Source organism: Ruegeria sp. P10, assembly GCF_056534925.1.
This window is the reverse complement of the sequence record NZ_JBQERJ010000014.1, coordinates 23984-47534: the sequence shown is the minus strand read 5'-3', so window position 1 is coordinate 47534 and position 23551 is coordinate 23984. Positions and strand designations below refer to the sequence as shown.

Sequence of the window (23551 nt, the reverse complement as noted above, 5' to 3'; positions counted from 1 at the left end):
CTCAGAGCGTGAATGCCGACCGGAAGGCGTTTAGCGCGTCTTCCGGGTCGCCTGCGGCGAAGGCTTCCATCCCGACCGGGCCGCGATAGCCCAATTCGTTCAACGCACGCGCCACGGCGGCATAGTTGATCTCACCGGTTCCGGGCTCGCACCGACCGGGATTGTCGGCCACCTGCACCTCTCCGATCCAGGGCAGGCATTTTTCACACCAGCGGATCAGATCCCCCTCGCCGATCTGGGTATGGTAGAGGTCGAGATTGATCCGCAACTGCGGACGATCAACCGACGAAGCCAAGGAAAGCACGTCCGCCGTTGACCCGAACGGACAGCCTGGATGGTCCAGCAGGTTCAGGTTTTCAAGCGTGAACACCACATCTTCGGCCTGGGCCAGATCACAGATCCGGTTCAGGGTGTCCCTGGCCTTGAGCCACATCGGCCCTGTGACCTCGTCATGTTGCCAGATCGGTATGCCACCATCACTCAACCCGGTGCCGTGCAGATTCAGACGCGCAACGCCCAGACGCTTGCCGACCTGAATTGTTTCGGCCGCCGAGGCCAGCGGCATCTCGGCCCCGTCATCGTCGGCCAGCCGCCCCTGAAGATAGCCGTTCATGATGGTGAAACTGGCGCCGGTTGCGACCAGTCTGGGAATATCGAGCTTCGGCCAGTTCCACAGCCCGACACCGAACCCCATCTCGGCCAGCCGGGCGGCGCGCCAATCCATCGGCCTGTCCAGCCACAGCATCTCGGCACAGGCCGCAAGTTGAAACGGTTGAGGCATTGATTTCTCTTTCGGTATGGAAAGACTTAGATCGACCCGCCTTCGACCATGAAGTTCCCGGCACTGCACATGGCCGCGTCGTTCGAGGCCAGAAACAGCACCATCCGCGCCACATAGACCGGGTCGATCGGGTCGGGCAGGCACTGACGGTCGATCTGCTTGGCCAGAGCCTCGGGGGTGACCCACAGATCTTTCTGGCGCTGGGTCATGATCCAGCCGGGCACGACCGTGTTGACGCGGATACGGTGATCGCCCAGCTCGCGCGCCATGGTGCGAGTCAGTCCATGCACAGCGGATTTGGCGGTGGCATAGGCAGGGAAACCCGCCCCGGCCTCCCACCACGAATTCGAGCCGATATTGATGATCGAACCTGCACCCCTGGCGATCATTCCGGGTGCCACCGACTGAATGGCAAAGAACATGTGGCGGATATTTGTCGCCATGCGCTCATCCCAGTAGTCAGGCGTGACGTCGCGCCAGTCGTGCCGGTCATCCCGGGCCGCGTTGTTCACCAGAACACCCGCCTCGCCCAGCTCTTCAACCAATTGCCCTATTGCGGCGTTCATCTCGTCAATGTCGCGAAGATCGCATTGGGCGAATGCATGCTCTCCGTCCAGTTCGGAAAGCAAAGCAAGCCCGGCTTCGGCGTTGAGGTCCAAAAACCCAACCTTTGCCCCCTGTTCGGCAAAGGCCCGAACGGTTTCCGCGCCAATTCCGCCGGCGCCGCCGGTGATGAAAACAGTCTTCCCTGCGAGGCTTGGGTAATTGGCAAAAGTTTGGCTCATCCGTCACGCTCCATGATCCATTCGACCTCGGGGGCCGGCACGAACCGCCATTTCCGCAGCGGTCCGGCCATGACGTTCAGATAATACATCTCGAACCCATAGGGCGCACCGCAAGGGTGATGGCCACGCGGGACAGTCACAACGTCGCCATCGGATACCGCCATCGTCTCATCCAACTGGCCGTCATCGGTGTAAACCCGCTGGATCCCAAATCCGTTCGACGGGTTCAGGCGGTGGTAGTAGGTCTCTTCCAGATAGGTGATGTGGGGATAGTCATCTTCGTCGTGGCGGTGGCTGGGATAGGACGACCAGTGGCCGTTCGGCGTGAACACCTCGGTCACCAGCAGGCTGTCGGCGTAATCCTCGGCCTCCATCGCGATGTTGTTAATATAGCGTGTGTTTGCACCCTTTCCACGTTCAGTCAGGGTTATCCCGTCCGGACCGATCCGCCGGGCCTCGTGGCCGCCCTTGCCCGGGGCTGAACACACGGCGATCACACAATCGGTTTCGGCCACGGCCTCCCATTCGGTTCCGTTCGGCAGATAAAGGCAATGAGGCGGGGTCTTTTCAAAGACGTTCATCCGCTCGCCCAACACGCCCCAGTCCTGCCCGGCCCCGGTGATCTTTGCCTTGCCTTCGACCATCACCAGAATGACCTCACGATCCGCGGTCACTTCGTTTGCGCGATCCCCGGCCTTTAGCTGATAAAGCCCAAAGCCCACGTATTTCCATCCAGCGCTTGACGGAGTGATGTCATGTACCTTGCCGCGGGTTCCGATCGGTTTCTTCAGCAGGTCTGCCATTCTTGATCTCCTTCTTGGGCGGCCCCCGAGTGCCCGCCTGTGTTGTATTCAGGCAGCTTGCCTTTGGTTCCGGGCCGATAGGGACTGGGCCAGCTGCGCCTGAGTCCATCTTTCCGCAACCGCGCGACGCAGAATATCCGCTTGGCTTTCCGGCGCATTGCCCCCGACCGGGGGGTCCGTGTCCAGATTGGTCGGGAAGGGATAGCCCTCAGCCGTGGCCGCAATTGCAGCCTCCACCTGCGCTGTGTCCAGCGCCCCGCGCTGTTTTAAGGCGATCAGTGACGGGAACACCGCCACGGACATCGCCCGCCGATCCACCGACTCCATCGCGCGCCCGAAGGCAGATGAGATTTGCAGCAGGTTTGCCATGCGATTGATGTTGGCGCTGCTGTTCGCGCCCGCCGAATGGAACAGCGCCGGATTGAAGAACACCGCGTCACCCTTTTCCAATGGCAACTGGATACAGCTGTCTTCGAAATGCGCCCGGTGTGCTTCATCGTGGAACGCCAGATAGCCCGGCGGGTAGAGCTGCGAGAACGGTAACAACTTGGTCGGCCCGCTTTCCACCGGCATGTCACAATGCGCAACCGCCCCTTGCAGGGTCAGCGAGGCCGTCACCAGATGAGCCTGTGCCGGATAACTGGCCGCGCTTTCGGCGCTTTGAAACCCAAGGTGATAATCCCGATGCGCCTGTTGCGCCTTGCCACCGGGGCGCACCTGATTGATCTGTGCGGTCATTTGATAGTTCGGCCCCAGCCACGCCTCGCAAGCCGCTGCAATGGCCACATTCCCGAAATAAAGCGCAAAGCCCTCGGGATCGCGCAAGCACTGTTTCTGCAATGCGTTCCATATCCGGTCATTCGCGCCCGAGGCCGCGAAGTGGTCACCTTCTCCGGCCCCGCCCTGACGTTCTTCCTCGATCATCTGATGGAACACAGCGGTCGCCCGGTCGATCACGGACGTATCCGCAAATGCGCCTTTTAGAACGATCACACCCGCAGATTTGTCCAGCACATACGCCCATTCCGCCAGCAGCGCTTTTCTTTGATCAGCCTTCTCCAACGCCGGGCGCAGCGCATGCATATCATAGATCGGAACGTTCTTTTGCACCGATGCGGCATGAGGCACCGCACCGGTTGTCAGGTTTTGCGAGGTCAACACCTTGAATTCGTCCAGATCACAGGATTCCCGGTCGAAATAGCCGACATATCCAAGGTCCTGTTGTACCATGACGCGCTCCTCTCTGATGGCATCGGTGTTGCCCCGTTTGGGGTGGTGATCTATGGGGTGATCTTCAGCCCGGCCTTGCCGCAGACCTCGACGATGTGGTCATAGCCCATTTTCGAGTACTCGTAGGGCGGCGCCTTGGCCGGGTCCTGCTCTGCCTCGACCACGATCCAGCCGCTGTAATCCATTGCTTTCAGTGCATTGGCCACGGCCTGAAAGTCGATGCAACCATCGCCCGGCACGGTGAACGCGCCCGCGATCACCGCATCCAGAAAACTGCGATTGTTCTCACGCGTGTCCTGTACGATTTCAGGGCGGATATCCTTGAAATGCACGTGATGCACCCGGTCGCCCCAACGGTTCAGCGTGGCCATCACATCGCCGCCACCAAACAGCAGATGGCCGGTATCGAAACACAGGCTCAATTCGGGGCCTGACCCCTCCATCAGCCAGTTCACCTCATCTTCGCTTTCGATGATCGTGCCCATGTGATGGTGATAGGCCATCGGCATGCCCTGATCTGCCATCCATTTGGCAAGCTCGGTCAGCTTCCCCGCATAGGCCAGAACCTCGTCCCGCGACAGTTTGGGGCGATCATTGACAGGCGTTCCAATCTGTCCCTGGACGGTATTGGAGCATTCGGCATAAACGATGCACGGGCTGTTCAGCGCAACGAATTGTTCGACCTGTTCGCGCACAACGGCGATCTCGGCGTACAGGTCGTTGACCAGCGTGCTGCCCGAGCACCACCCCCCACACAGCGCGATGTCATTTGCGTCCAGATAGGCCCGCAACCCTTCGGTGTCGGCGGGCATCCTCTGGCCGCGTTCGACACCTGTATAGCCGATCTCGCGCGCTTCTTTCAGCGCCTGCTCCATCGTGTAAGCTGCGGTCAGGTCCGGCAGGTCGTCATTCTGCCAGGCAATCGGAGAGATACCGATCTTCACGCTCATTTCGTGTTTCTTTCCTTGATGGCGACTTCATAGGCCGCGCGTTTTTCATTCACTTCGGGGCGGGTGCTGACCTCGGGCACCGCCACTTCCCACCAGGTTCCGCCATATTCGGTCGATGGATAGGGATCGGTGTCGATCACCACGACATAGGGGCCTTTGACCTCATCGCGTTTGGCCAGCGCGTCTTCGAGCTCGGCAATTGAACTGACCTTGACCGAAGTCGCCCCCATCGCTGCCGCATGGGCGGCAAAATCGATGGCTGATTTTGTCTCGTGCACAGTGTGGTCGAGAAGGTTGTTGAACTCGGCCCCGCCTGTCCCCATTTGCAGACGGTTGATGCACCCAAACCCGCGGTTGTCCGTGACGACAACAGTGAACGAAATCCCCATCATCGCCGCCGTCGCCATTTCCGAGTTGGCCATCATATAAGTGCCGTCACCGGTAAAGCAGATCACGTCGCGGTCGGGCTGGGCCATCTTGATGCCCATGGCACCGGCGATCTCATACCCCATGCAGCTGAAACCATATTCCATGTGATAGGCTCCGGGGCGTGGTGCCTTCCAAAGCTTGTGCAGCTCACCCGGCATCGTTCCGGCAGCGCACATCGCAACAGTGTTTTCCTTGGCGGCCCGCTGCACGGCGCCGATCACCTGCATATCCGTGGGAAGTGCATTGCTGTCCGCAGGGGCATCCGTCAGCGCATCAACTTTGCCGAACCAATCAGATTTCAATGCCGCGGGCAGATCCGGCGCGCGATGGCCGCCCAGCGCTTCGCTGAGTTCATCCAGACCAACCCGAGCGTCGGCCTGCAACGGCATCGCTCCGTGCTTCTCGGCGTCATAGGCGGCCGTGTTCAGGCTGATCAATTCCCGCTCGGGGTTCGCAAACAACCCCCATGACCCGGTGGTGAAGTCCTGAAACCGGGTGCCGACGCCCAGCACAAGATCCGCCTTTGCGCAGATGTCGTTGGCAGGTTCGCCCCCGGTCACACCAACAGGACCAAGGTTGAGCGGATGATCCCAGGCCAATGCGGACTTGCCGGCCTGTGTCTCGGCCACGGGGACATTGTGTGCCTCGGCAAAACGCTGCAACGTGGCGGTTGCGTCCGAATAATGCACACCTCCGCCGGCAACGATAACGGGGCGCTTGGCGGCCTTGATCGCGGCAACGGCGCGCGCCAGTTCCCCCTCATCCGGGCGAATGCGGCGCTGATACCAGACGCGCGGCTCAAAGAAGCTTTCGGGATAGTCATAAGCTTCGGCCTGCACATCCTGACAAAAGGCCAGCGTCGCCGGGCCGCAATCCGCCGGGTCCGTCATCGTGCGGAAAGCGCGCGGCAGAGCCGTCAGCAGATGTTCCGGGCGGGTGATGCGGTCGAAATACCGGCTGACCGGTCTGAAACAATCATTCGCACTGATGGTTCCATCCGAGAACACTTCGGGTTGCTGCAAAACCGGATCGGGGCCACGCGTCGCAAATACATCGCCGGGCAGCAACAAAACAGGCAGACGGTTCACGTGGGCCAGAGCAGCGGCCGTGACCATGTTGGTGGCCCCCGGTCCGATCGACGATGTCACCGCCATGGCGCGTTGCCGACCCAACTGCTTGGCATAAGCAATAGCGCTGTGTGCCATGGTCTGTTCGTTGTGACCGCGATAGGTGGGAAGACTGTCTTTCACCCCATGCAGCGCCTCGCCCAGACCAGCCACATTGCCATGGCCGAAAATCGCCCAGACACCTGCGATAAAGGGCTCTCCGGCCTCGTTCATCTGCGCGCCCAGATAGCGCACCAGAGCCTGCGCCGCGGTCAATCGGACTGTTTTGCTCATCATGATCCCTTTCAACTCGGAGCCGCCATCGGCGGTCCGCGGGTTTTCTCATTTGCGAAGGTGTCAGGCCTTTTGCCAGAGCCTGAAATCAGAGTGGCGTCAGGTGCCACCGCCCGATGGATGCCCCCGTGAGGGCATCCGAGTGTCTTGCTTTAGACAGTACCGCCCAGCGATCCCTCAAGCTCGGCCATTTCCTGACCACCGGCCATCAGGTCCTGCAACTCTTCGGGTGTGATTTCACCGCGTTTGGCAGTGCCCAGTGTTTTGCCGCGGTTCAGTACGGTAAAACGATCGCCCACCGCCAGCGCATGGCGCACGTTGTGGCTGATGAAAACCACGCCGACACCCTGGCTGCGCACCCGGTCGATCGTGGCAAGAACATTCGACGTCTGACGCACACCAAGCGCCGAGGTCGGTTCGTCGAGGATCAGGATCTTGGCGCCGAAATACACCGCCCGCGCGATGGCCACCGTCTGACGTTCGCCGCCGGACAATGTCCCAACCGCCTGATCCGGCGCGCGCAGATTGATGCCCATCTTGCGCATCTCTTCCATGCAGACTTCGTTTGCATGATCCACATCGAACCGCTTGAGCAACCCTTTGCCCTTTGTGGGTTCGCGCCCCATGAAGAAATTGCGCGTCACGCTCATCAGCGGGATCATCGCAAGATCCTGAAACACGGTCGCGATGCCCGCTTCCATCGCGTCACGCGGCGTGTCGAAATGCAACGGCTGGCCTTCGAACAAAATCTCGCCCTTGGTGGGTTTGTGCACCCCGGACATGGTCTTGATGAAGGTGGACTTGCCCGCGCCGTTGTCGCCCAGCAGGCAATGGCATTCCCCGGGCTTGACGTCAAAGCTGACGCCAGCAAGTGCGATGATATTGCCAAAGTGCTTTTCGATGTCTTTCATCTGAACGATGGGCGCCTGATCATCGACGGCATCGCCATGGTGGAACTTGGTGTCTTCGGTCATATCAGCGCTCCCCGGTTACGCGCTTGCGGATCGCGTTGTTGAACAGAACGGCAATCAACAGCATGGCACCCAGGAAGACCTGGAACCAATCCTGATCAAAGTCGGTATAGGTCAGTCCGATGACGACCATTCCAAAGATGATCGAGCCGAAGAAAGCCCCGATGGCCGAGCCGTATCCGCCGGTCAGCAGGCAGCCGCCGATCACCGCGGCGATGATCGCCTCGAATTCTTTCTGGAACCCCCGCCGCGCATCGGTCGAGCCTGCGTCCATGACGGTAATGATCGCCACAAGGGCGGCACAGCACGCCGTCAGCATGAACAGTGAAACCTTGACGCGGTTCACCGGTACACCCGAATTGGATGCAGCCGTGCTGTCACCACCCGAGGCGAAAATCCAGTTCCCTACCGGGGTACGCAGCAGCACGTAGGTCGCCGCCAGTGTAATGACGATGAACCACAGGATTTCGACCGGAATACCCGGGACCTTGGGCGCGCCGCTTTTGAATGTATCGATCATGCCGTTGGCGGCCAGCCATGCGAACAGGCTGCCGAATGCTTCGCCCGAAAAGAAGGGGGCCAGCCAGTCGTTTTCGACCGCGTCGCGCACGCCGCGCAGTTGGGTCGAACCGCCTGTCGCCATTTTCAGCCCCACCAGTGACAGGCCACGAAGGATGAACAGAAACGCCAGCGTTACAATGAACGAAGGCAGGCCCGAACGGATCACGATATTGCCGTTGACCGCACCGACACAGGCCGCAAATACGAATGTCATTGGGATGGCAAAGATCAGCGGCAATTGCCAGGTCACGACGCAGACGCCGAAAAACAGCCCCGAGAACGCGACCATCGATCCGATCGACAGGTCGAACTCTCCACCGATCATCAGCAGTGCCGCACCGATCGCCAGGATACCTAACTGTGCCGCAGGGGTCATGAAGTTCATGACACCGGCAAGAGTGAACATCGATTCATCTGCGGTGATCGCAAAGAACACGAATACCAGAACCGCCCCTGCAATGGCGCCCAGCTCGGGTCTTTTCATCAGTTTGGTCAGGAACGGTTCTTTCTTGACCCTTTCGTCCGACAGGACGGGCGCTGATTCACTCATGGTTTCCTCCCAATTCGGTGAGACCGGCGCGTTGGCGCCGATCCTGTTGTTTGTCGGATCGCGCCGAAATCAGCGGATACCCTGCGCGGACAGTTCGATGACCTGTGCGGCCTTGTCCTGAGTGATCAGGTTCGGACCCGAAGGCACGTCGCCGCCCGGCATCAGGCCGTATTTGGCGTGCAGACCCATGAAGTTCACCGACAGGTAGCCCTGAAGGTACTGCTGCTGGTCAATGGCAAAGGCCGCGTCACCATCCACGATTGACTGGAGGAAGTTGGCCGACAGGTCGAACGAGGCAACATTCAAATCCCGCCCCGAGGCTTTGGCCGCGGCGACCGAAGGCTCGCCGGCCGAGCTCGCGCCCAGCGCCATAACGGTATCGACACTTTCGTCAGCGGCCAGCGCTGCGGCAACTTTGGACTCGATCTCGGACGGATCGTTCGAGGTCGGCAGAACGGTTACTTTACCGCCAAACCCTTCGGTGAAGCCTTCACAGCGCAGGTCAAGTGACACGTTGCCGACCTCGTGGTTGACACAGATCGCATTGGTTCCACCCATCGAGGCCAGCTTTTCACCAGCCGCCTTGCCCGCATCATATTCGTCCTGACCCACATGCAGCAGAGCGCCCAGTTCCTTGGCCACTTCCGCACCCGAGTTGATCGAGATCACCGGGATACCGGCGGCAACCGCACGTTCGATCGAGGGGCCAAGCGCATCGGCATCCGGGATCGAGACGATCAGTCCGTCAGGCTCCTGGTTCACGGCGGCGTCGATCAGCTGCGACATGGCAACCATGTCAAAGGTCTCAGGTGCACGATATTCCACATTCACACCGACATCTTTTCCGGCCTGCTCTACGCCGTTCTTCACGACGTTCCAGAATGCGTCATTGGCCTGGCCATGCGACACGACCACGATTTCCTGCGCAAATGCTGGTGTGGCCAAGGCCAGTGCCCCGGCAGCAAGCGCGCCTTTAACGAATTTCTTCATTTCAGTTTCCTCCCAATGGTTCAGTCTGATCTTCTGTCGGGGTACCGGCCCCAATCATCCGGCTGTGCCGAATCTCAGTGGCTGCGGCGCTGGGCCGAGCTGGTATTAGTTTGAAGAATTTCGATCATTTTGCAACCGGTTTCAAAATCTCTTCCATCCGAACGGGCTTTCCCGTCTGCGCTGACAGGGTCGCGGCCTCGGCCATCGCCAGCGCTGCAACACCGTCCTTCAGCGTGACCGGAACTTCGGATCCACTTTCAACAGCGTCGACAAATGCGGCCCATTCCACACGGTAAGCAGGCATGTAGCGTTCCAGGAAGAAATAGGTCGGCTTGGCCCCCACCACACCGTCCGCCGTTGACTTTACGACAGTGTTTTCCAACATGTTCTGAGCCTGTAGCAACCCCTCGGACCCCAGCAGTTCGACCCGCTGGTCATAGCCATAGGCCGCGCGCCGCGAATTCTTGATGACCGCGATGCAGCCATCCGCGTAAGTCATTGTAACTGCAGCTGTATCCACATCCCCCGCGGCGCCGATTTCAGCATCCACAAGCGAGGACCCAACCGCCGAGATCGTTTCGGGAACGTCCCCCATCAGGAAGTTAGCCATGTCAAAATCATGGATCATCATGTCCCGAAACAAACCGCCAGACACCTTTACGTAGCTGACTGGTGGTGGCGCCGGGTCAAAAGATGTGATCGACAGGAGCTCTGCCTTGCCGATCTCACCCGCATCCAACCCCGCCTTCAAGGTCGCAAAATTGGGATCAAATCGCCGATTGAACCCTATCATGACCGGCTTGCCGCGTTCCGCGACGGTATTCAGACAATCCGAGGCGCGCTTCAGGTCCAAATCAACTGGCTTTTCACACAGGACGGCTTTTCCTGCGCCTGTCGCTGCTTCAATCAGGTCAGAATGCGTATCTGTTGGAGTTGCAATCAGAACCGCGCCGATTTCCGGATCCGCAATGATCTCTTCGGAACTGCGCGCCTCGGCCCTATGATCACTGGCAAGGCTGGCCGCGGCCTCGGTCAAGGCATCGGAAACAGCAATGAGTTTGCTGCCCGGATGCGATGCAATCGCCTGCGCATGAACACGCCCGATGCGCCCGGCACCCAACAATCCGACGTTCAACATACAGATCTCCCGAATCTTGTTGTTGCGCGCAACAATGATTCCATTTGCAACCGGTTGCAATATTTTTTTCACAACCTTGGCGCTTTTGCGGCCCAGGCCCCAAATCACCCTGAAAAATTCGCGTTATGATCCCGGATCCTGATCCGCCGGCTGCAACCCACACGCTGAAATCCGCGCATTGGCCGTCCTACGGGAATCCCCCAATTTCGGAACATGGTGAATCAGGTTAATGTTTGGTTAAGGAACACACACTACCACTCTGTGACCCCTTAGAAGGGCTGGCATGACCCCCTCGTCCAGCCCTTCATACCTCACACGACAACCGCGAAGAAACAGCCCGCATGCGGCCTGACGTGTTCATCGAAATCGAAATTCGAGAATGGCGATCCCTGAAGGACTCGAACCCTCAACCTGCTGATTAGAAGTCAGCTGCTCTATCCAGTTGAGCTAAGGGACCGCTGCACCCTTCTTGCGGTTTTTACGAGCGGGGTTCAAGAGCCAAGCGCATGAATGCGCTGTTCGGATCGTCACTGTACCCAAAGATCGGTCCGCAATAGGAATAACCCAACGCTTCGTAAAGCTTGCGGGCGGCATCATACTCTGGAAGATGCTCTGCCCCGGTTTCCAAAACCAAAGCTTTGACGCCTTCTGCGCGCGCCAGATCGGCCAGATGAGCCATCATGACACGCGCCAGTCCGCGCCCCCGTGCCTGTGCGAGGATATGCACCGATTTCACCTCGGCCGTGCCATCGGGCAACAGCTTCAAGGCACCGCAGCCCAAAGCCTGCTGATCGTCGTAAATCGCACAGAACCGAATGCCCGATCCGGCCAGTGATTCTGCGCTCATCGTATGGTTGCTTTCCGCAGGGCCGGCCGATTCGCTGTGAGCGAAATGAGCTTCCACAATCGGGCGCAACACGTCCGAGGTCGGGTCTGCCTCGCGAATTTCGATCATTCAGTGTGTCCAGGGCCCACGGCGGTCGGTGGCGAAGTTTTCTCCGTATCCGCGTGCGCGCAGGTTGGGTTTGCGCTTATGCGGCTCGCTGACCTGCGCATCGATGCCATTGTCCCTGGCATAATCCATCGCCTCTTTCTTGGTGTCGAATTTCAGGCGTATCTGGGTTTGCGTGTCATTGGATGATGTCCAGCCCATCAGCGGATCAACCTCACGTGCCGAAGCGGGGGCATATTCCAGAACCCACTTGCGGGTCTTGGCCATTCCTGAAGTCATCGCATTCCTTGCAGGCTGGTAAATCCGTGCGCGCATGTCGCCTCTCCGTACTCACTTGGCTGGACCTGTTTATGCGTCAGAGCGCAGCCCGGGACAAGACAACAATTGTCGCGGATTGTCGAAGCAAGCCAATGACAGAAACTGTCATCAGGGCCAACTATGATCTTCGACAAGTCAGCCGAAGGATAAGCAGATGATCCATCGTGAATGCATTCTGGACGTCAACGCAAACCCCGGGAACAACCGGGCGATGCCCTCGACCGAAGCCCATGCCGTGATCGCCGGCAAACCGATGATGACGAAGGCTCTCATCGGCGACCTTGCCGCGTTGGCCGGCAAGGTTGGCTCGGATCACAATCCGGATGCGTATCTGCCCAGTTTCAAAACTGGGGAATTTGTACCGGATCAGCCCTTGCAGTTGGACAAAATAAGAACAAATGTAGGGGCCTGATCCGGAGCCTGCCCATGCCATACGCCCATTCCGACAAGACTCAAATGACAACCGAAGATGTTCGGGCCCGCCTGAAACTGGAAGGCGGCAAACGGTTTGTCATGCATACGGAGTTCGCCCCCGCAGGAGACCAGCCAACCGCGATCAAGGAACTTGCAGGCGGCATTCTGGATGGAGAGCGCGATCAGGTTCTGTTGGGGGCGACCGGTACGGGCAAAACCTTCACCATGGCCAAGGTGATTGAAGAAACCCAACGCCCGGCCATCATCCTCGCCCCCAACAAGACATTGGCGGCGCAGCTTTACGGAGAGTTCAAGGGGTTTTTCCCGGAAAACGCGGTCGAATATTTCGTCTCCTACTACGACTATTACCAGCCCGAGGCCTATGTCGCGCGATCGGACACGTATATCGAGAAGGAATCGCAGATCAACGAACAGATCGACCGGATGCGCCACTCGGCCACGCGGGCGCTGCTGGAACGCGACGACGTGATCATCGTGGCCTCGGTCTCGTGCATCTATGGCATCGGCTCGGTCGAGACCTACGGGGCGATGACACAGGATCTGAAGGTCGGACACGAATACGACCAGCGGCAGGTGATGGCCGATCTGGTGGCCCAGCAATACCGCCGCAACGATCAAGCCTTCCAGCGCGGGTCATTCCGCGTGCGGGGCGACAGCCTTGAAATCTGGCCCGCTCACCTTGAGGATCGCGCCTGGAAATTCTCGTTCTTCGGTGAGGAACTGGAAAGCATCACCGAATTCGATCCGCTGACCGGCGAGCGCGCCGCGACGATGGAACAGGTGCGCGTCTATGCGAACTCGCACTATGTCACGCCGAAACCGACGATGCAGCAGGCCATCATCGGCATTAAAAAGGAACTGCGTCAGCGGCTGGATCAACTGGTGGGCGAGGGCAAGCTGCTCGAGGCGCAGCGGCTGGAACAGCGCACCAATTTCGACCTCGAGATGCTCGAGGCCACCGGCGTCTGCAACGGGATCGAGAACTACTCGCGCTATCTGACCGGCCGCGCGCCGGGCGAGCCGCCCCCGACCCTGTTCGAATTCATCCCCGACAATGCCATCGTTTTTGCCGACGAATCCCACGTCAGCGTGCCGCAGATCGGCGGCATGTATCGGGGCGACTATCGCCGCAAGTTCACGCTGGCCGAACACGGGTTCCGCCTGCCCTCCTGCATGGACAACCGCCCCCTCAAATTCGAGGAATGGGACGCCATGCGCCCGCAATCCGTCTTTGTCTCGGCCACCCCCGCGAAGTGGGAGATCGAACAGACCGGCGGCGTCTTCACCGAACAGGTGATCCGCCCAACGGGCCTTTTGGACCCCGAGGTCGAAATCCGCCCCGTCGAGATGCAGGTAGACGACCTGCTGGACGAGGTGCGCAAGGTCGCCGCCAATGGCTTCCGCACGCTGGTCACCACGCTGACCAAACGCATGGCCGAGGACCTGACCGAATATCTGCATGAACAGGGCATAAAAGTCCGCTACATGCATTCCGACATCGACACGCTGGAACGGATCGAGATTTTGCGCGACCTGCGGCTGGGCGCATTCGACGTGCTGGTGGGTATCAACCTGCTGCGCGAGGGGCTCGACATCCCCGAATGCGGGCTGGTCGCCATTCTGGACGCCGACAAGGAAGGCTTCCTGCGGTCCGAGACCTCGCTGATCCAGACCATCGGCCGCGCCGCCCGCAACGCCGAAGGCCGCGTGATCATGTATGCCGACAAGATCACCGGCAGCATGGAGCGCGCGCTGGAGGAAACCAACCGCCGCCGCGCCAAGCAGATCGCCTATAACGAGGAACACGGCATCACGCCTGAGACGGTGAAGAAAAATGTCGAGGACGTTTTGGCCGGTCTCTACGAAGGCGACGTCGACATGAACCGCGTCACCGCCACCATCGACAAGCCGATGCACGGCGCCAATCTCGAGGCCCATCTGGACGGTCTGCGCGACAAGATGCGCAAGGCGGCCGAGAACCTGGAATTCGAAGAAGCCGCCAATATCAGGGATGAGATCAAACGTTTGGAAGCGGTCGATCTGGCCATCGCCGACGACCCCATGGCGCGTCAATGGGCGGTCGAGAAAGCCTCGGAAGACGCGGTGAAATCGCGCGGGCGTTCAACGGCCGGACGGCCGGGGCAGCGGGGTGGGAATGTGAAGCGGCGTAAGCGGTGACTTAGTCCTTATTGATATGCCAAGTCCGGAGGATTCCGGACTTGGCTTTTGTCACTACTTTGGCCGATTGACGTTGTCCGACTTACTACTATCGGGATTGTCGCGAACGTACTCGCGGCCGTTTACAGTTATGACGTGAGCCCCAGGGTGCTCGCCGCGTTTCACTTCTGCAACGGCATTGCGTCTTGGCACGTTCTTTCGACGACCAATATCATAGTGCTCGTTCCGCCCACCTGGCCCGTCGTTTTGCCCTCTGATCTTAGTCATAGTCGACGCTCCCCGTGTATTTGAGTGGTTCGACTTCTTGGTAGCGTGCCCCACTTATGACTTCAGATACACGACCTTGATTAATTGCACCAAGTGACGCCGATATTTGAGCTTGGTTCAGTGCCGTATTTTCCCACAACCATTTTATGTGGCCAGCAGTTTTCGCGTTCATTCGGGGGCTACTATTCTTTTGCGGCATGAGGAAGCTCCTTCGTTTGCCAATAGGCAGCCGTTGAACCCCTTACAAGTTGCGTGTACTATTTCCTTGTCACGGGAGGACACACAATCGGCACTGGGCAGCCACCACGGCTGCCGCCAAATGTGGCCTCTGAAAAGGCGGGGCCGTTTCGATGAAGCGCCCCGCCTTTTTCATTGCCTCTGTATAGCGGAAATATGCTACGACCTCAACTGTCGTATACAATGAATATGATCCATAACTGCCTTCTGCCGAAATGCCTTTTTTTCTTGGACCTGTCAATCAAAAAAGCGCAATTTCGTACAGATTGTCGCAGTAGGCTGCACGCTGCCTAACTACATAGTGTGGCTAGCGCCTCATTGATTGCCAAATGATGATTCGCGTGATCGCCGCGCCGAAATTTACTAGCAATCGTAGGATTGACGGTTACATTGATCCATTCCGGAACATCCCACACTCCACCCTTGCCACCCACCTCCCCCTCCTCCACGTTTGAAATCACAAATTGTGATTCCAAACGGATGCCATGACGAGACCTAATACCCTGCCCAGCACGCATGCGGTCCAAAGCGCCATTCACCGGGTGCGCGGCACCCGCGTCGTGCTAGCCGAGGATCTGGCGCAGTTCTACGGAAAATCCGTCAGTGCCTTCAATCAGGCCGTGTCGCGCAACACCGACCTGTTCGAGGGCTACCGCTTTCAGTTGACCGATGCCGAGGTTGCCGATTTGCAATCACAGAATGTGATCTCAAAACCCAAAGGCCGCGGTGGGCGGCGGGTCAATCCGTGGGTCTATACCGATTACGGCGTGGCCATCGCCTCGGCCCTGTTCAAGGACCCGCGCGCAATCAAGATCACGCGGATGATCACCGAAGCCTTTGTCGATGGCGCGAACGCCCTGACCGAAACCCCGCGCAGCGCGCCCGAGATCCTGCCGCCCCAAGACGCCCCCGCCCCGCTGCTGCCCAACGGTGAGCAGTTGCGCGATCTGGCCGAAAACATCCTCGATTCCGGGCAGCAGAGCCTGGTCGATTACATCGCCAACCCCACCACCAAGCGTCAGCAGGCCGTGGCGACAATCATGAAGACCCTGGCCGAAACCGCCGGCGAAGAGGTGCGCACCCAGCACGAGCGTCTGCGCCTGCGCATCGCTGAACGGTTGGCTGCGGGCGATTATGCCGATGATGACGACCGCAAGGGGTTGCTGGACCTGCTGAATGCGATGAAAGGCTGATGCAGCCCTTGCCCCGGACCTTTCGGCCGCTAGACTCCGCCCCATGCGCGTTGTCCTGTTATCACTGACCCTCGGCACACCCACCGCCGCGTGGGAAGCAACGGTGGGCCAGATCTGCACCCTGTCACACGTGACGGACACGGCAGAGATATTCCTGACCTATGACCCGGCAAAGCCGCTCTATACCCTGTCCGTTACCCGCAAGACCGAAGGTTGGACCAATACCCCATGGTTCGCGATGCGGTTCCAGGGGCCAAACCCTATCGAAATCGCCACTCCGCATCATGTCCTATCTGACGGTGCATCGATGCTGACGGTTACCGATACCGGATTTGGAAACGTGCTGGACGGGCTGGAATACAACCTGACCGCCTATGCGTTTACGCAGGACAGCGTGAGTGAATTTCCCTTGGACGGTGCAGCGCCGCAGGTTCGCATCTTCCGCGAATGTGCCGGGGCCCAGCTGTCCTAACCGGGTCAGAAATCGAACAGATCTTCCAGAAAACCGCCACGCTTCTTTTTCTTGCGATAGCCGTGATCCGCCCGGTCATCGTAGCCGGGTTGTGGCGAAGAATACGCCATCGACCGATCGATGATCTTGTCCAGTTCGCCCCGATCCAGCCAGACACCTCGGCATTGCGGACAATAGTCGATTTCAACCCCGTTTCTGTCCGTGATGACCAGTTGAGTTCCGTCAATCGGGCATTGCATCATACGATCTCCTGTTTTGCCATCCATATGAGATGGGGTTGATCCGCTGCATTGCCATCCCACTGTGACATGACGCCCGTTCGCTTGAGGCTAACTGGATGACACAGGCAACCGGCCCCGGCCCGAGCAGATTTTCTGGACTTCGCGATTACAACCGTCAGGGGCGCACGAACTTGGCCGTTCCAAGAGACCGCTGTTGCGGTTCGGGATTGTTGTGAACTGGCGGCGCAGTTGCCCGGGGCGGGCTGGTAGCGCCACAGGCGACCCCGTCGCCATCCGGGTCATTACGCTTGTGATAACCCGCCTGCCCCTCGTAAAACGGCCCCACCCCCAGCGACTGCGTTGCATCACACCCTGCCAATGCGATCAGGTGGATCACCGCCTCTTCCCGCTCAAATTCGGACAGGCGCAGAAAAACACCCGTGGCGATCAGCACGGTGGTCAGCGGCAACAACAGAACCATGACCAGAATGCGTATCGGAGACAGCGCATGCCTGCGCGTCGCCTCTGCGCGCCGGTGTCGTCTGGACGGCCGCGGCTTCGGATCAGGCGTATCCTGCGAGGGTTTCTTGAACAGCATTGTCTGATCTGTAACGTCGATTTGTGGCAAAGCCGAGGCAATCCCATATCGCTGAGGTAAAACAAATGGCGCAATCCATTTCAGGCACTTAAAATGACAGGGAACCGTCATCTGCCCGATTTTTTGCTGCCGAACCGATATCGTGACCCAATCCGATCCTTATCAGACGCCCGACGCAGCGGCGCGCTTGCAAGCACAGGACCTTCTCTTTCAGGCCAAATTTGCCGCACTGGCCTTTCTGCGCCCTGACACCGGGTTGCCGTCTGTCTCGCGGATCGCGCTGGCCACGGATGAAGCAGGTTGCCCTGTTTCGCTGATTTCAACCCTTGCGGAACACACGCGCGCGCTGAGCGCTTGTCCCAACTGCGCCCTTCTGATCGGAGAGCCCGCAGACAAGGGCGACCCGCTGACCCATCCGCGCCTGACATTGCACGTGATCGCTCAGCCAGTTCACCGGGACATGGCAGGCTATGGTGACTTGCGCGACCGGTACTTGGCGCGACGGCCCAAAGCGAAACTCTATATCGATTTCGCCGATTTCGGACTGGTCCGGTTCGCCATCCAGGGCGGTCTTTTGAACGCCGGATTTGGCAGGGCCTGCCGCCTTACCGCACAGGATTTCTAGCCATCAGCGGACCACATGCACGGCACATGCCGCATGACGAACGACATGAGACGCGGTAGAGCCCAGTAGCAAGTCCTGCATCCCCGGCCGGTGGGACGCAATTATGATCAGATCGGGTTTGTTCGCCTCGGCCCAATCCAGAATGGTCCGGCCGGAATGTCCCTCGATCACCAAACCCTTTGCATTCGGCAGCTGCGATGCCAGTTCATCCAGTTCTGTCTGAATCGCCTTACGCGCCTCTGTCAGATATTCTGACGGCATGTACGAGATTGCATAGTTAGGAATATGCTCGACCACATGCAACAAGGTCACCTGCGCGTCTGGCGTGGCCAGAATCTGGGCCAGCTTCAAAGGCCCGGATGTATCTCTTTCAACATCGAATGAGATGGGGACCAGAATGTTGTGATACATGATGTGAGCCTCCGTTTTTGCAGGCTAACTTTGAAACAGATACGAATTGCAGGCTTTGATTCAGGTCAGGAACTGCCGAATGTCTCAGCGACGTCATACATGACCGGTTCAAAGCTTTTGCAGAGTTCGTTGATCTTGCGGTTGCGATCGCGCATTTCAGGCGTGCGCAGCATGGCAAGGAAATCTTCGCGGCGTTCCCATTGCGAATAGTTTGCTATTCGGGTTTGCGCGTCATTGACGTGCAGCCCGGCGGAAACGAAACCTGGCTGCTTCGAAATGAATTCGGCATAGGCATCCGTCAGAGCTTCCAGAAGGTCCTGACAGGTGCCGGGCGTCATTTCAAAGGTCGTGATAACTGTTTGAACACTGGCGTTTTTGGCGATTTTCAGCATCGGGATTCTCCACTTTCTGTCCCAAGCCTAACACATCAAAATGAAACGTCGCCTTTTTCCTGCCGACCTTGCAAACCGGGTCTGTCATTTTACGGTCAGATCAGAGTGAAATGGCCACCCGTTTCGGGGTGGCCAGACAGCCTTTTAACGTTCCATGCGCATCAGAACCGAGGCCGTACCCTTCACATGCTCTGGCCAACGCAACAGAAAACTGTCGCCTGTCGCCCCCTGTTCGACCTCAACATGAGGCGCGCTGAAGACGTGGTTGTTGAACACCCCCGAGAGCACACCGATCGTCGCAACCCCATCGCAGCTTCTTGCTTTGCCGTCGAAAGGCAACTGCCCGTTTGCCGAAACAGGCCAAAGATTGGACACCGAGTTCTGCGTATAACGAACCCTCAACGGGTTTGCGGATTTCCTTGTTACGCCATGATACGTATTGTTCTGGAAGGTCACGTTCGAGTGCCTGTCTTTGTTCAAGTCGGCAAAGCTTGTATCCACCCGATCCGCTCGAAAGATTTCACCGCTCGTGGCACGGAACTTGTTGCCGGTCACGACCAGGCCATTGAGAAAATGCCCGGGCCCATAGGGACGAATGACGATGAAACTGAACCAGGACGGGGCCTGACTGGAATAAAAGATGTTGTCCGTGATGCTCATTGCACTGAACGAAAAGCCACTCGTGTAGGTCGGCGACGGGTCGCGTTCATTCGTCCATTCGACGAAACAGTTGTCGACATAATTCTCGGCGATAGTGGAACTGTTGTAGGTGCCGATCATGATCAAACCGGCCGTACGCACACCTTGCGGGATGCTATCGCCCTGAAAGACATGGTTGCCCAGGATCATGTTGTTGTCACCGCCCAGAACGGCGAAATGTCTGAAACGCACCGCTCGGTTGTGGCGCAACTTCACATCGTTTGAATTGGTATTCAACGCAATGGAATATCGGTCCGTGACGACAAGGGATTCTTCTGCTGACAGGAACTGGCAATTATCGATCAGCATACCCTTGCACCCCGTTCCGGTCGACGTGATCCCCCGGTTTTTCGGGCGGCTGATAAAACAGTCGCTCAACGAAAACGTACTGCCGGAGGCCGCCAAACGAATTCCGCTGCATCGGCTGTTGCACTGAAATTCGATCTGTTCCATGCCGAATTTCCGAAGCGTGCTGAAGCCGCTGAAATCCAGCAGGTACTTGAGTGAATAGAATGTGAAAGACTGGGTCCCCGAAGCCCCCACAAGAGGCGCACTCAGTGTGATCTCACCCGCACCGACATTCTTTGACCGTACATAGATTTCGCGCCCGACTCCGCTGCCGGCAACGTAGGACCCAACAGGAATGTTGGCGACATTCGCGACATTGGTCAGACGCGTTTTGTCCGACGGATCATAGGTCGCAGTCGAGGTGAACGTTTCGGTATCCCACGCCGAACTGCTTTTGACATCAAACTGACCATTCCGGATCACGCGACGGGTTGAAAAACCACTCTGCTTGTTGGGAACCGCTGCGGCCATGTCGATCGGCGCGGTGACGGAAATCTTGCGACCACCCAAATCCAGCGAGTCATGATCCGAATTGTTCAGAAGGGCCTGAAACGCTTTTTTGAACGCCAGTTCTTCGTCTCCGAAAGCCGAGATGTAAGCCGGCAGATGGAAATCCTTTGTCAGCAACAGCATCTTGTCATCCGGCATGGTGACTGTGCCTTCAAAGTCCATTTCGGATGTCATACTGGTGTTTTCGGCCAGATGATAAGTCCCTTGCGGAACGTAAACCCGACGGCCACCCGCCGCCTGATCGGCCGCTTCAAACGCAGCTGAATCATCCGTCACACCGTCGCCGATGGCCCCATAGTCGCGCACATCCACAACACTGATCATCTCACGCAAGAAGACACCGGTGACATCCGTGATCTCTAGGTCGTCGACACGCACCAGCGCCCCATTCGCGCCCTCAATATCCAGACCAAAATGGCCATACAGGGCGGCCAGCCCCCAAGGCATGTCCACGCCGGGGCGTTTGCCGGTTCCGACAATCGCCGTTATTTCATGCACTGCTCCATAGCCCGACAGCTGTGTTGCAGGCCCCTGCTCCACAACACCTGACACATGCGTGTCCTCCGCGCCCCCGGCCCAGGCCGCTATGCGCACCGACGGCAAAGGGCCGCTGATCGCCTTGACCCGCGCTTTGATCTGCAAATAGCAACCAGGCAAAATCGGCGTCTGGCCCATGTATCGAAGCTGTTGGGTGGTTTGGACTTTCAGGATCTCCAGACAGCCACCAAAATCGGCATCCGCAGGCACGAAAACCCCCGTGCCGGATCCACCATATGTGGGCGAGCCGGGCGTTCCGTCCCCCGCAGACCAAACGTTCAGGCCATTCGCGAATTGAGGCGGCATGAAGACGATGCCGTCAGTGATTGCCTTGTTCATTGAAAACCCTTTCTAAATCGCGCCACGCCAATCTGGCGACGCGTCCAAACCCCGTGTCCAGGTCCGCCCCGAACGCGTCAGTCTGAATACCGAAAGAGAATTAACCACGGCTCATATCACCGTGACGGTGGTGTTGCCTCAGGCCGCAGGGTCAGCGTTGCCCAACAATTGGACGCCATTGATTTTCCAACCGCCTTCCAGAGGGATCATCTGATAGTCCAATATGTGCACACGCCCGTTTGCATCCGTGATCATCACCTTCTGCCATAAGGCTCCTGCAATTTCACGCAACTCCAGAAAACGTATGTCGGCAGGACGCCAGACCATCGGATATCCATTGCGCACCATCTGTCCGAAATTGTCGGGGTTCTGAAAAAGGCGCTGGATGCTGGGGCTGGCAAAGGTGAAGGCCGTGGCAAAATCATCCGCCTTGAAGGCCTGTATCTGCGCCGAAATGTTTGCTTCGATCTCTGCGTTTTGCGCAAACGCGCCCGACCCCAGCCCAACACTCAGGGATACAGCAAGCAAAAATCGACGCATGGGGCCACCTCCTGCAAAAAAGAGTAGCCCCATAGGGGGTCAGGTCAAATCAGACCAGCTCTCCGGCCAGCGCCTTGTCGATCAGGCCAATTGTCTCTGGCACACCGTACAGCGCGATAAAGCCGCCAAAACGCGGGCCCTGCGATGCACCCAGAAGCACTTCGTACAACGCCGTGAACCAACCGCGCATGGGGTCGAACCGCTCACGCCCGATGGAATAGACCACTGATTGGAGCGCCTCGTCCTCGGTCGGGCCATCATAAGCCTCAAGCGCGGCTTTCAGCGCTTCCAGCGCCTCGCGCTCCTGATCCGTGGGTGCGCGATGTTTGCGCGTTGGTTTGACGAAATCGTTGAAGTAGCGAACCGCAAAGCCCGCGGCCTGATCCAGATCGGGATGGCTTTCAGCCGTTGCTTCCGGCGCATAGCGGCGAATAAAGCCCCACAGCGTCTCCTTGTCTTCCGCGCCCGAGACCGACGCCAGGTTCAGCAACATAGCAAACGGTACGATCAGGGTCGATTCTGGAACGTCGCCACCGTGAATGTGCCAGACCGGATTGTTCAACTGAGCTTTCAGGTCCTGCCCCGGATAGGCGCGCAGCTGCTGATGATACTCATCATAGGCTCTCGGGATCACGTCGAAATGCATCCGCTTGGCCGTCTTGGGCTTTTGGTACATGAAATACGCTAGGCTTTCAGTCGGCGCATAGGTCAGCCATTCGTCAATCGAGACACCATTGCCCGACGATTTCGAGATCTTCTGGCCATTCTCATCCAGAAACAGCTCATAGCTGAAATGCTCGGGCGCGCGGCCGCCCAATGCACGGCAGATCGCGTCATAGATCTTTTCGTTGGTAGCATGTTCTTTGCCGTACATCTCAAAATCGACACCCAGCGCTGCCCAGCGCGCCCCGAAATCCGGCTTCCATTGCAGCTTCACGTTGCCACCGGTGACGGGAACGGTCCATTCCTTGCCGTCTTCATCATCGAATGTGACGGTATAGGTCTCTGCACACACTTTCTTCATCGGCACATACAGAACCCGACCGGTTTCCGGGTGGATCGGCAGGAAGATCGAATAGGTCTGCTGGCGTTCTTCCCGCAGGCTTTTCAACATGATGGCCATCACGTCGTCATAGCGTTCAACTGCACGCTTCAGAATCTCGTCGAATTGGCCCGAGCGATAGAAATCACGCGCCGAATAGAACTCATATTCGAATCCGAAGGTATCGAGGAACCGGCGCAGCATCGCGTTGTTGTGCTCGCCGAAGCTGGGGTATTCGCCAAACGGATCGGGAACCGAAGTCAACGGGCGCTGCAAATGTTCCTCAAGCGCCTCCGGGTTGGGCACGTTGCTGGGCACCTTGCGCATCCCGTCCAGATCGTCTGAAAAACAGATCAACTTGGTCGGCATGTCCGAAAGCGCCTCGAACGCGCGCTTGACCATCGTGGTCCGCGCGACCTCGCCGAACGTTCCGATATGCGGCAAGCCAGACGGGCCGTAACCAGTTTCGAACAGCACATACCCCTTTTCCGGAGCACCCTTCTGATAGCGTTTGAGCAACCGGCGCGCCTCTTCAAAAGGCCAGGCCTTGGACGACATCGCGGTTTCACGCAGTTCAGACATTTCAATGTGCTCCATCGGGGAAAGTGCCGCGGTCACCCCATGCAACCGGACCGGCCCCTCCTATTGT

The 23551-nt window shown here is 58.4% G+C and carries 25 protein-coding genes and 1 tRNA gene; 5 read left to right on the top strand and 21 right to left on the bottom strand.

Annotated elements, in window-relative coordinates; translation table 11 throughout:
• Position 1: 1 nt before the first annotated feature.
• The 13 genes from ACR0FB_RS19250 to ACR0FB_RS19190 form a co-directional block, all read right to left on the bottom strand.
• Entirely contained in the window at positions 2-781 is a 780-nt protein-coding gene (locus ACR0FB_RS19250) for a TIM barrel protein (RefSeq protein WP_480621622.1), read from the bottom strand.
• Between the two features lie 26 nt (positions 782-807).
• Positions 808-1566 carry an SDR family NAD(P)-dependent oxidoreductase gene (locus ACR0FB_RS19245; RefSeq protein WP_480621623.1) on the bottom strand — a complete coding sequence of 253 codons (759 nt, stop codon included), beginning with the start codon at positions 1564-1566 and terminating at the stop codon, positions 808-810.
• Positions 1563-2369: a 5-deoxy-glucuronate isomerase gene (gene iolB / locus ACR0FB_RS19240; RefSeq protein WP_480621624.1), complete on the bottom strand. Its 807-nt coding sequence runs from the start codon at positions 2367-2369 to the stop codon at positions 1563-1565. The genes ACR0FB_RS19245 and iolB overlap by 4 nt, the downstream gene beginning before the upstream one ends.
• Before the next feature lie 48 nt (positions 2370-2417).
• Positions 2418-3599 (bottom strand): phytanoyl-CoA dioxygenase family protein, encoded by a 1182-nt coding sequence (locus ACR0FB_RS19235; RefSeq protein ID WP_480621625.1) that lies wholly within the window; start codon positions 3597-3599, stop codon positions 2418-2420.
• Between the two features lie 50 nt (positions 3600-3649).
• On the bottom strand, positions 3650-4549 hold the full coding sequence (gene iolE / locus ACR0FB_RS19230) for a myo-inosose-2 dehydratase (protein WP_480486631.1): 900 nt from the start codon (positions 4547-4549) through the stop codon (positions 3650-3652).
• The gene (gene iolD, locus ACR0FB_RS19225; protein ID WP_480621626.1) at positions 4546-6378 is read right to left on the bottom strand and encodes a 3D-(3,5/4)-trihydroxycyclohexane-1,2-dione acylhydrolase (decyclizing); all 1833 of its coding nucleotides are present in this window, start codon (positions 6376-6378) and stop codon (positions 4546-4548) included. Before iolD ends, iolE begins: the two co-directional genes overlap by 4 nt.
• A gap of 152 nt (positions 6379-6530) precedes the next feature.
• Positions 6531-7352 carry an ATP-binding cassette domain-containing protein gene (locus ACR0FB_RS19220; protein WP_152459131.1) on the bottom strand — a complete coding sequence of 274 codons (822 nt, stop codon included), beginning with the start codon at positions 7350-7352 and terminating at the stop codon, positions 6531-6533.
• A 1-nt stretch (position 7353) separates the two neighbouring features.
• Positions 7354-8460, bottom strand: a complete 1107-nt coding sequence (locus tag ACR0FB_RS19215; RefSeq protein ID WP_171118992.1) for an ABC transporter permease — start codon at positions 8458-8460, stop codon at positions 7354-7356.
• 69 nt (positions 8461-8529) lie between these two features.
• On the bottom strand, positions 8530-9450 hold the full coding sequence (locus tag ACR0FB_RS19210) for a sugar ABC transporter substrate-binding protein (protein WP_171638033.1): 921 nt from the start codon (positions 9448-9450) through the stop codon (positions 8530-8532).
• A 124-nt stretch (positions 9451-9574) separates the two neighbouring features.
• Positions 9575-10588 carry an inositol 2-dehydrogenase gene (gene iolG / locus ACR0FB_RS19205; RefSeq protein ID WP_480621627.1) on the bottom strand — a complete coding sequence of 338 codons (1014 nt, stop codon included), beginning with the start codon at positions 10586-10588 and terminating at the stop codon, positions 9575-9577.
• Positions 10589-10968: 380 nt separating this feature from the next.
• A tRNA-Arg gene (locus ACR0FB_RS19200) sits at positions 10969-11045 on the bottom strand.
• Positions 11046-11066: 21 nt separating this feature from the next.
• On the bottom strand, positions 11067-11543 hold the full coding sequence (locus tag ACR0FB_RS19195) for a GNAT family N-acetyltransferase (RefSeq protein WP_171638037.1): 477 nt from the start codon (positions 11541-11543) through the stop codon (positions 11067-11069).
• A complete protein-coding gene (locus ACR0FB_RS19190) occupies positions 11544-11855 on the bottom strand; it encodes an ETC complex I subunit (protein ID WP_152459136.1) in 312 nt (103 codons plus the stop codon).
• A 157-nt stretch (positions 11856-12012) separates the two neighbouring features.
• Here ACR0FB_RS19190 and ACR0FB_RS19185 point away from each other — a divergent pair, with 157 nt between their 5' ends.
• The gene (locus tag ACR0FB_RS19185; protein WP_171638041.1) at positions 12013-12270 is read left to right on the top strand and encodes a hypothetical protein; all 258 of its coding nucleotides are present in this window, start codon (positions 12013-12015) and stop codon (positions 12268-12270) included.
• Positions 12271-12284: 14 nt separating this feature from the next.
• Entirely contained in the window at positions 12285-14471 is a 2187-nt protein-coding gene (gene uvrB / locus ACR0FB_RS19180; RefSeq protein WP_480621628.1) for an excinuclease ABC subunit UvrB, read from the top strand.
• A gap of 54 nt (positions 14472-14525) precedes the next feature.
• Here uvrB and ACR0FB_RS19175 read toward each other — a convergent pair whose 3' ends face one another.
• Positions 14526-14738: a DUF3892 domain-containing protein gene (locus ACR0FB_RS19175; protein ID WP_480621629.1), complete on the bottom strand. Its 213-nt coding sequence runs from the start codon at positions 14736-14738 to the stop codon at positions 14526-14528.
• Between the two features lie 722 nt (positions 14739-15460).
• On the opposite strand from ACR0FB_RS19175, the gene ACR0FB_RS19170 reads away from it, so the two are divergent.
• Complete coding sequence (locus ACR0FB_RS19170; protein WP_480621630.1) at positions 15461-16168, top strand: ORF6N domain-containing protein; 708 nt, start codon at positions 15461-15463, stop codon at positions 16166-16168.
• 43 nt (positions 16169-16211) lie between these two features.
• Positions 16212-16640: a hypothetical protein gene (locus tag ACR0FB_RS19165; protein WP_480621631.1), complete on the top strand. Its 429-nt coding sequence runs from the start codon at positions 16212-16214 to the stop codon at positions 16638-16640.
• Between the two features lie 5 nt (positions 16641-16645).
• Here the strand turns inward: ACR0FB_RS19165 and ACR0FB_RS19160 are convergent, their stop codons facing one another.
• Positions 16646-16879, bottom strand: coding sequence for a TFIIB-type zinc ribbon-containing protein (locus ACR0FB_RS19160; protein ID WP_480621641.1), 234 nt, complete (start codon positions 16877-16879; stop codon positions 16646-16648).
• 157 nt (positions 16880-17036) lie between these two features.
• A complete protein-coding gene (locus tag ACR0FB_RS19155; RefSeq protein WP_480486616.1) occupies positions 17037-17459 on the bottom strand; it encodes an excalibur calcium-binding domain-containing protein in 423 nt (140 codons plus the stop codon).
• Between the two features lie 142 nt (positions 17460-17601).
• Here ACR0FB_RS19155 and ACR0FB_RS19150 point away from each other — a divergent pair, with 142 nt between their 5' ends.
• The gene (locus tag ACR0FB_RS19150) at positions 17602-18084 is read left to right on the top strand and encodes a HugZ family pyridoxamine 5'-phosphate oxidase (RefSeq protein ID WP_480621632.1); all 483 of its coding nucleotides are present in this window, start codon (positions 17602-17604) and stop codon (positions 18082-18084) included.
• Positions 18085-18087: 3 nt separating this feature from the next.
• Here ACR0FB_RS19150 and ACR0FB_RS19145 read toward each other — a convergent pair whose 3' ends face one another.
• From ACR0FB_RS19145 to ACR0FB_RS19125, 5 genes are all read right to left on the bottom strand, one after another.
• The gene (locus ACR0FB_RS19145; protein WP_171725080.1) at positions 18088-18495 is read right to left on the bottom strand and encodes a universal stress protein; all 408 of its coding nucleotides are present in this window, start codon (positions 18493-18495) and stop codon (positions 18088-18090) included.
• Positions 18496-18560: 65 nt separating this feature from the next.
• Positions 18561-18887, bottom strand: a complete 327-nt coding sequence (locus ACR0FB_RS19140) for an antibiotic biosynthesis monooxygenase family protein (protein ID WP_152459145.1) — start codon at positions 18885-18887, stop codon at positions 18561-18563.
• A gap of 144 nt (positions 18888-19031) precedes the next feature.
• On the bottom strand, positions 19032-21320 hold the full coding sequence (locus tag ACR0FB_RS19135; protein WP_480621633.1) for a glycosyl hydrolase family 28-related protein: 2289 nt from the start codon (positions 21318-21320) through the stop codon (positions 19032-19034).
• Positions 21321-21458: 138 nt separating this feature from the next.
• On the bottom strand, positions 21459-21860 hold the full coding sequence (locus ACR0FB_RS19130; protein ID WP_171725082.1) for a DUF4864 domain-containing protein: 402 nt from the start codon (positions 21858-21860) through the stop codon (positions 21459-21461).
• Between the two features lie 49 nt (positions 21861-21909).
• On the bottom strand, positions 21910-23484 hold the full coding sequence (locus ACR0FB_RS19125) for a lysine--tRNA ligase (protein WP_480486608.1): 1575 nt from the start codon (positions 23482-23484) through the stop codon (positions 21910-21912).
• Positions 23485-23551: the final 67 nt, after the last annotated feature.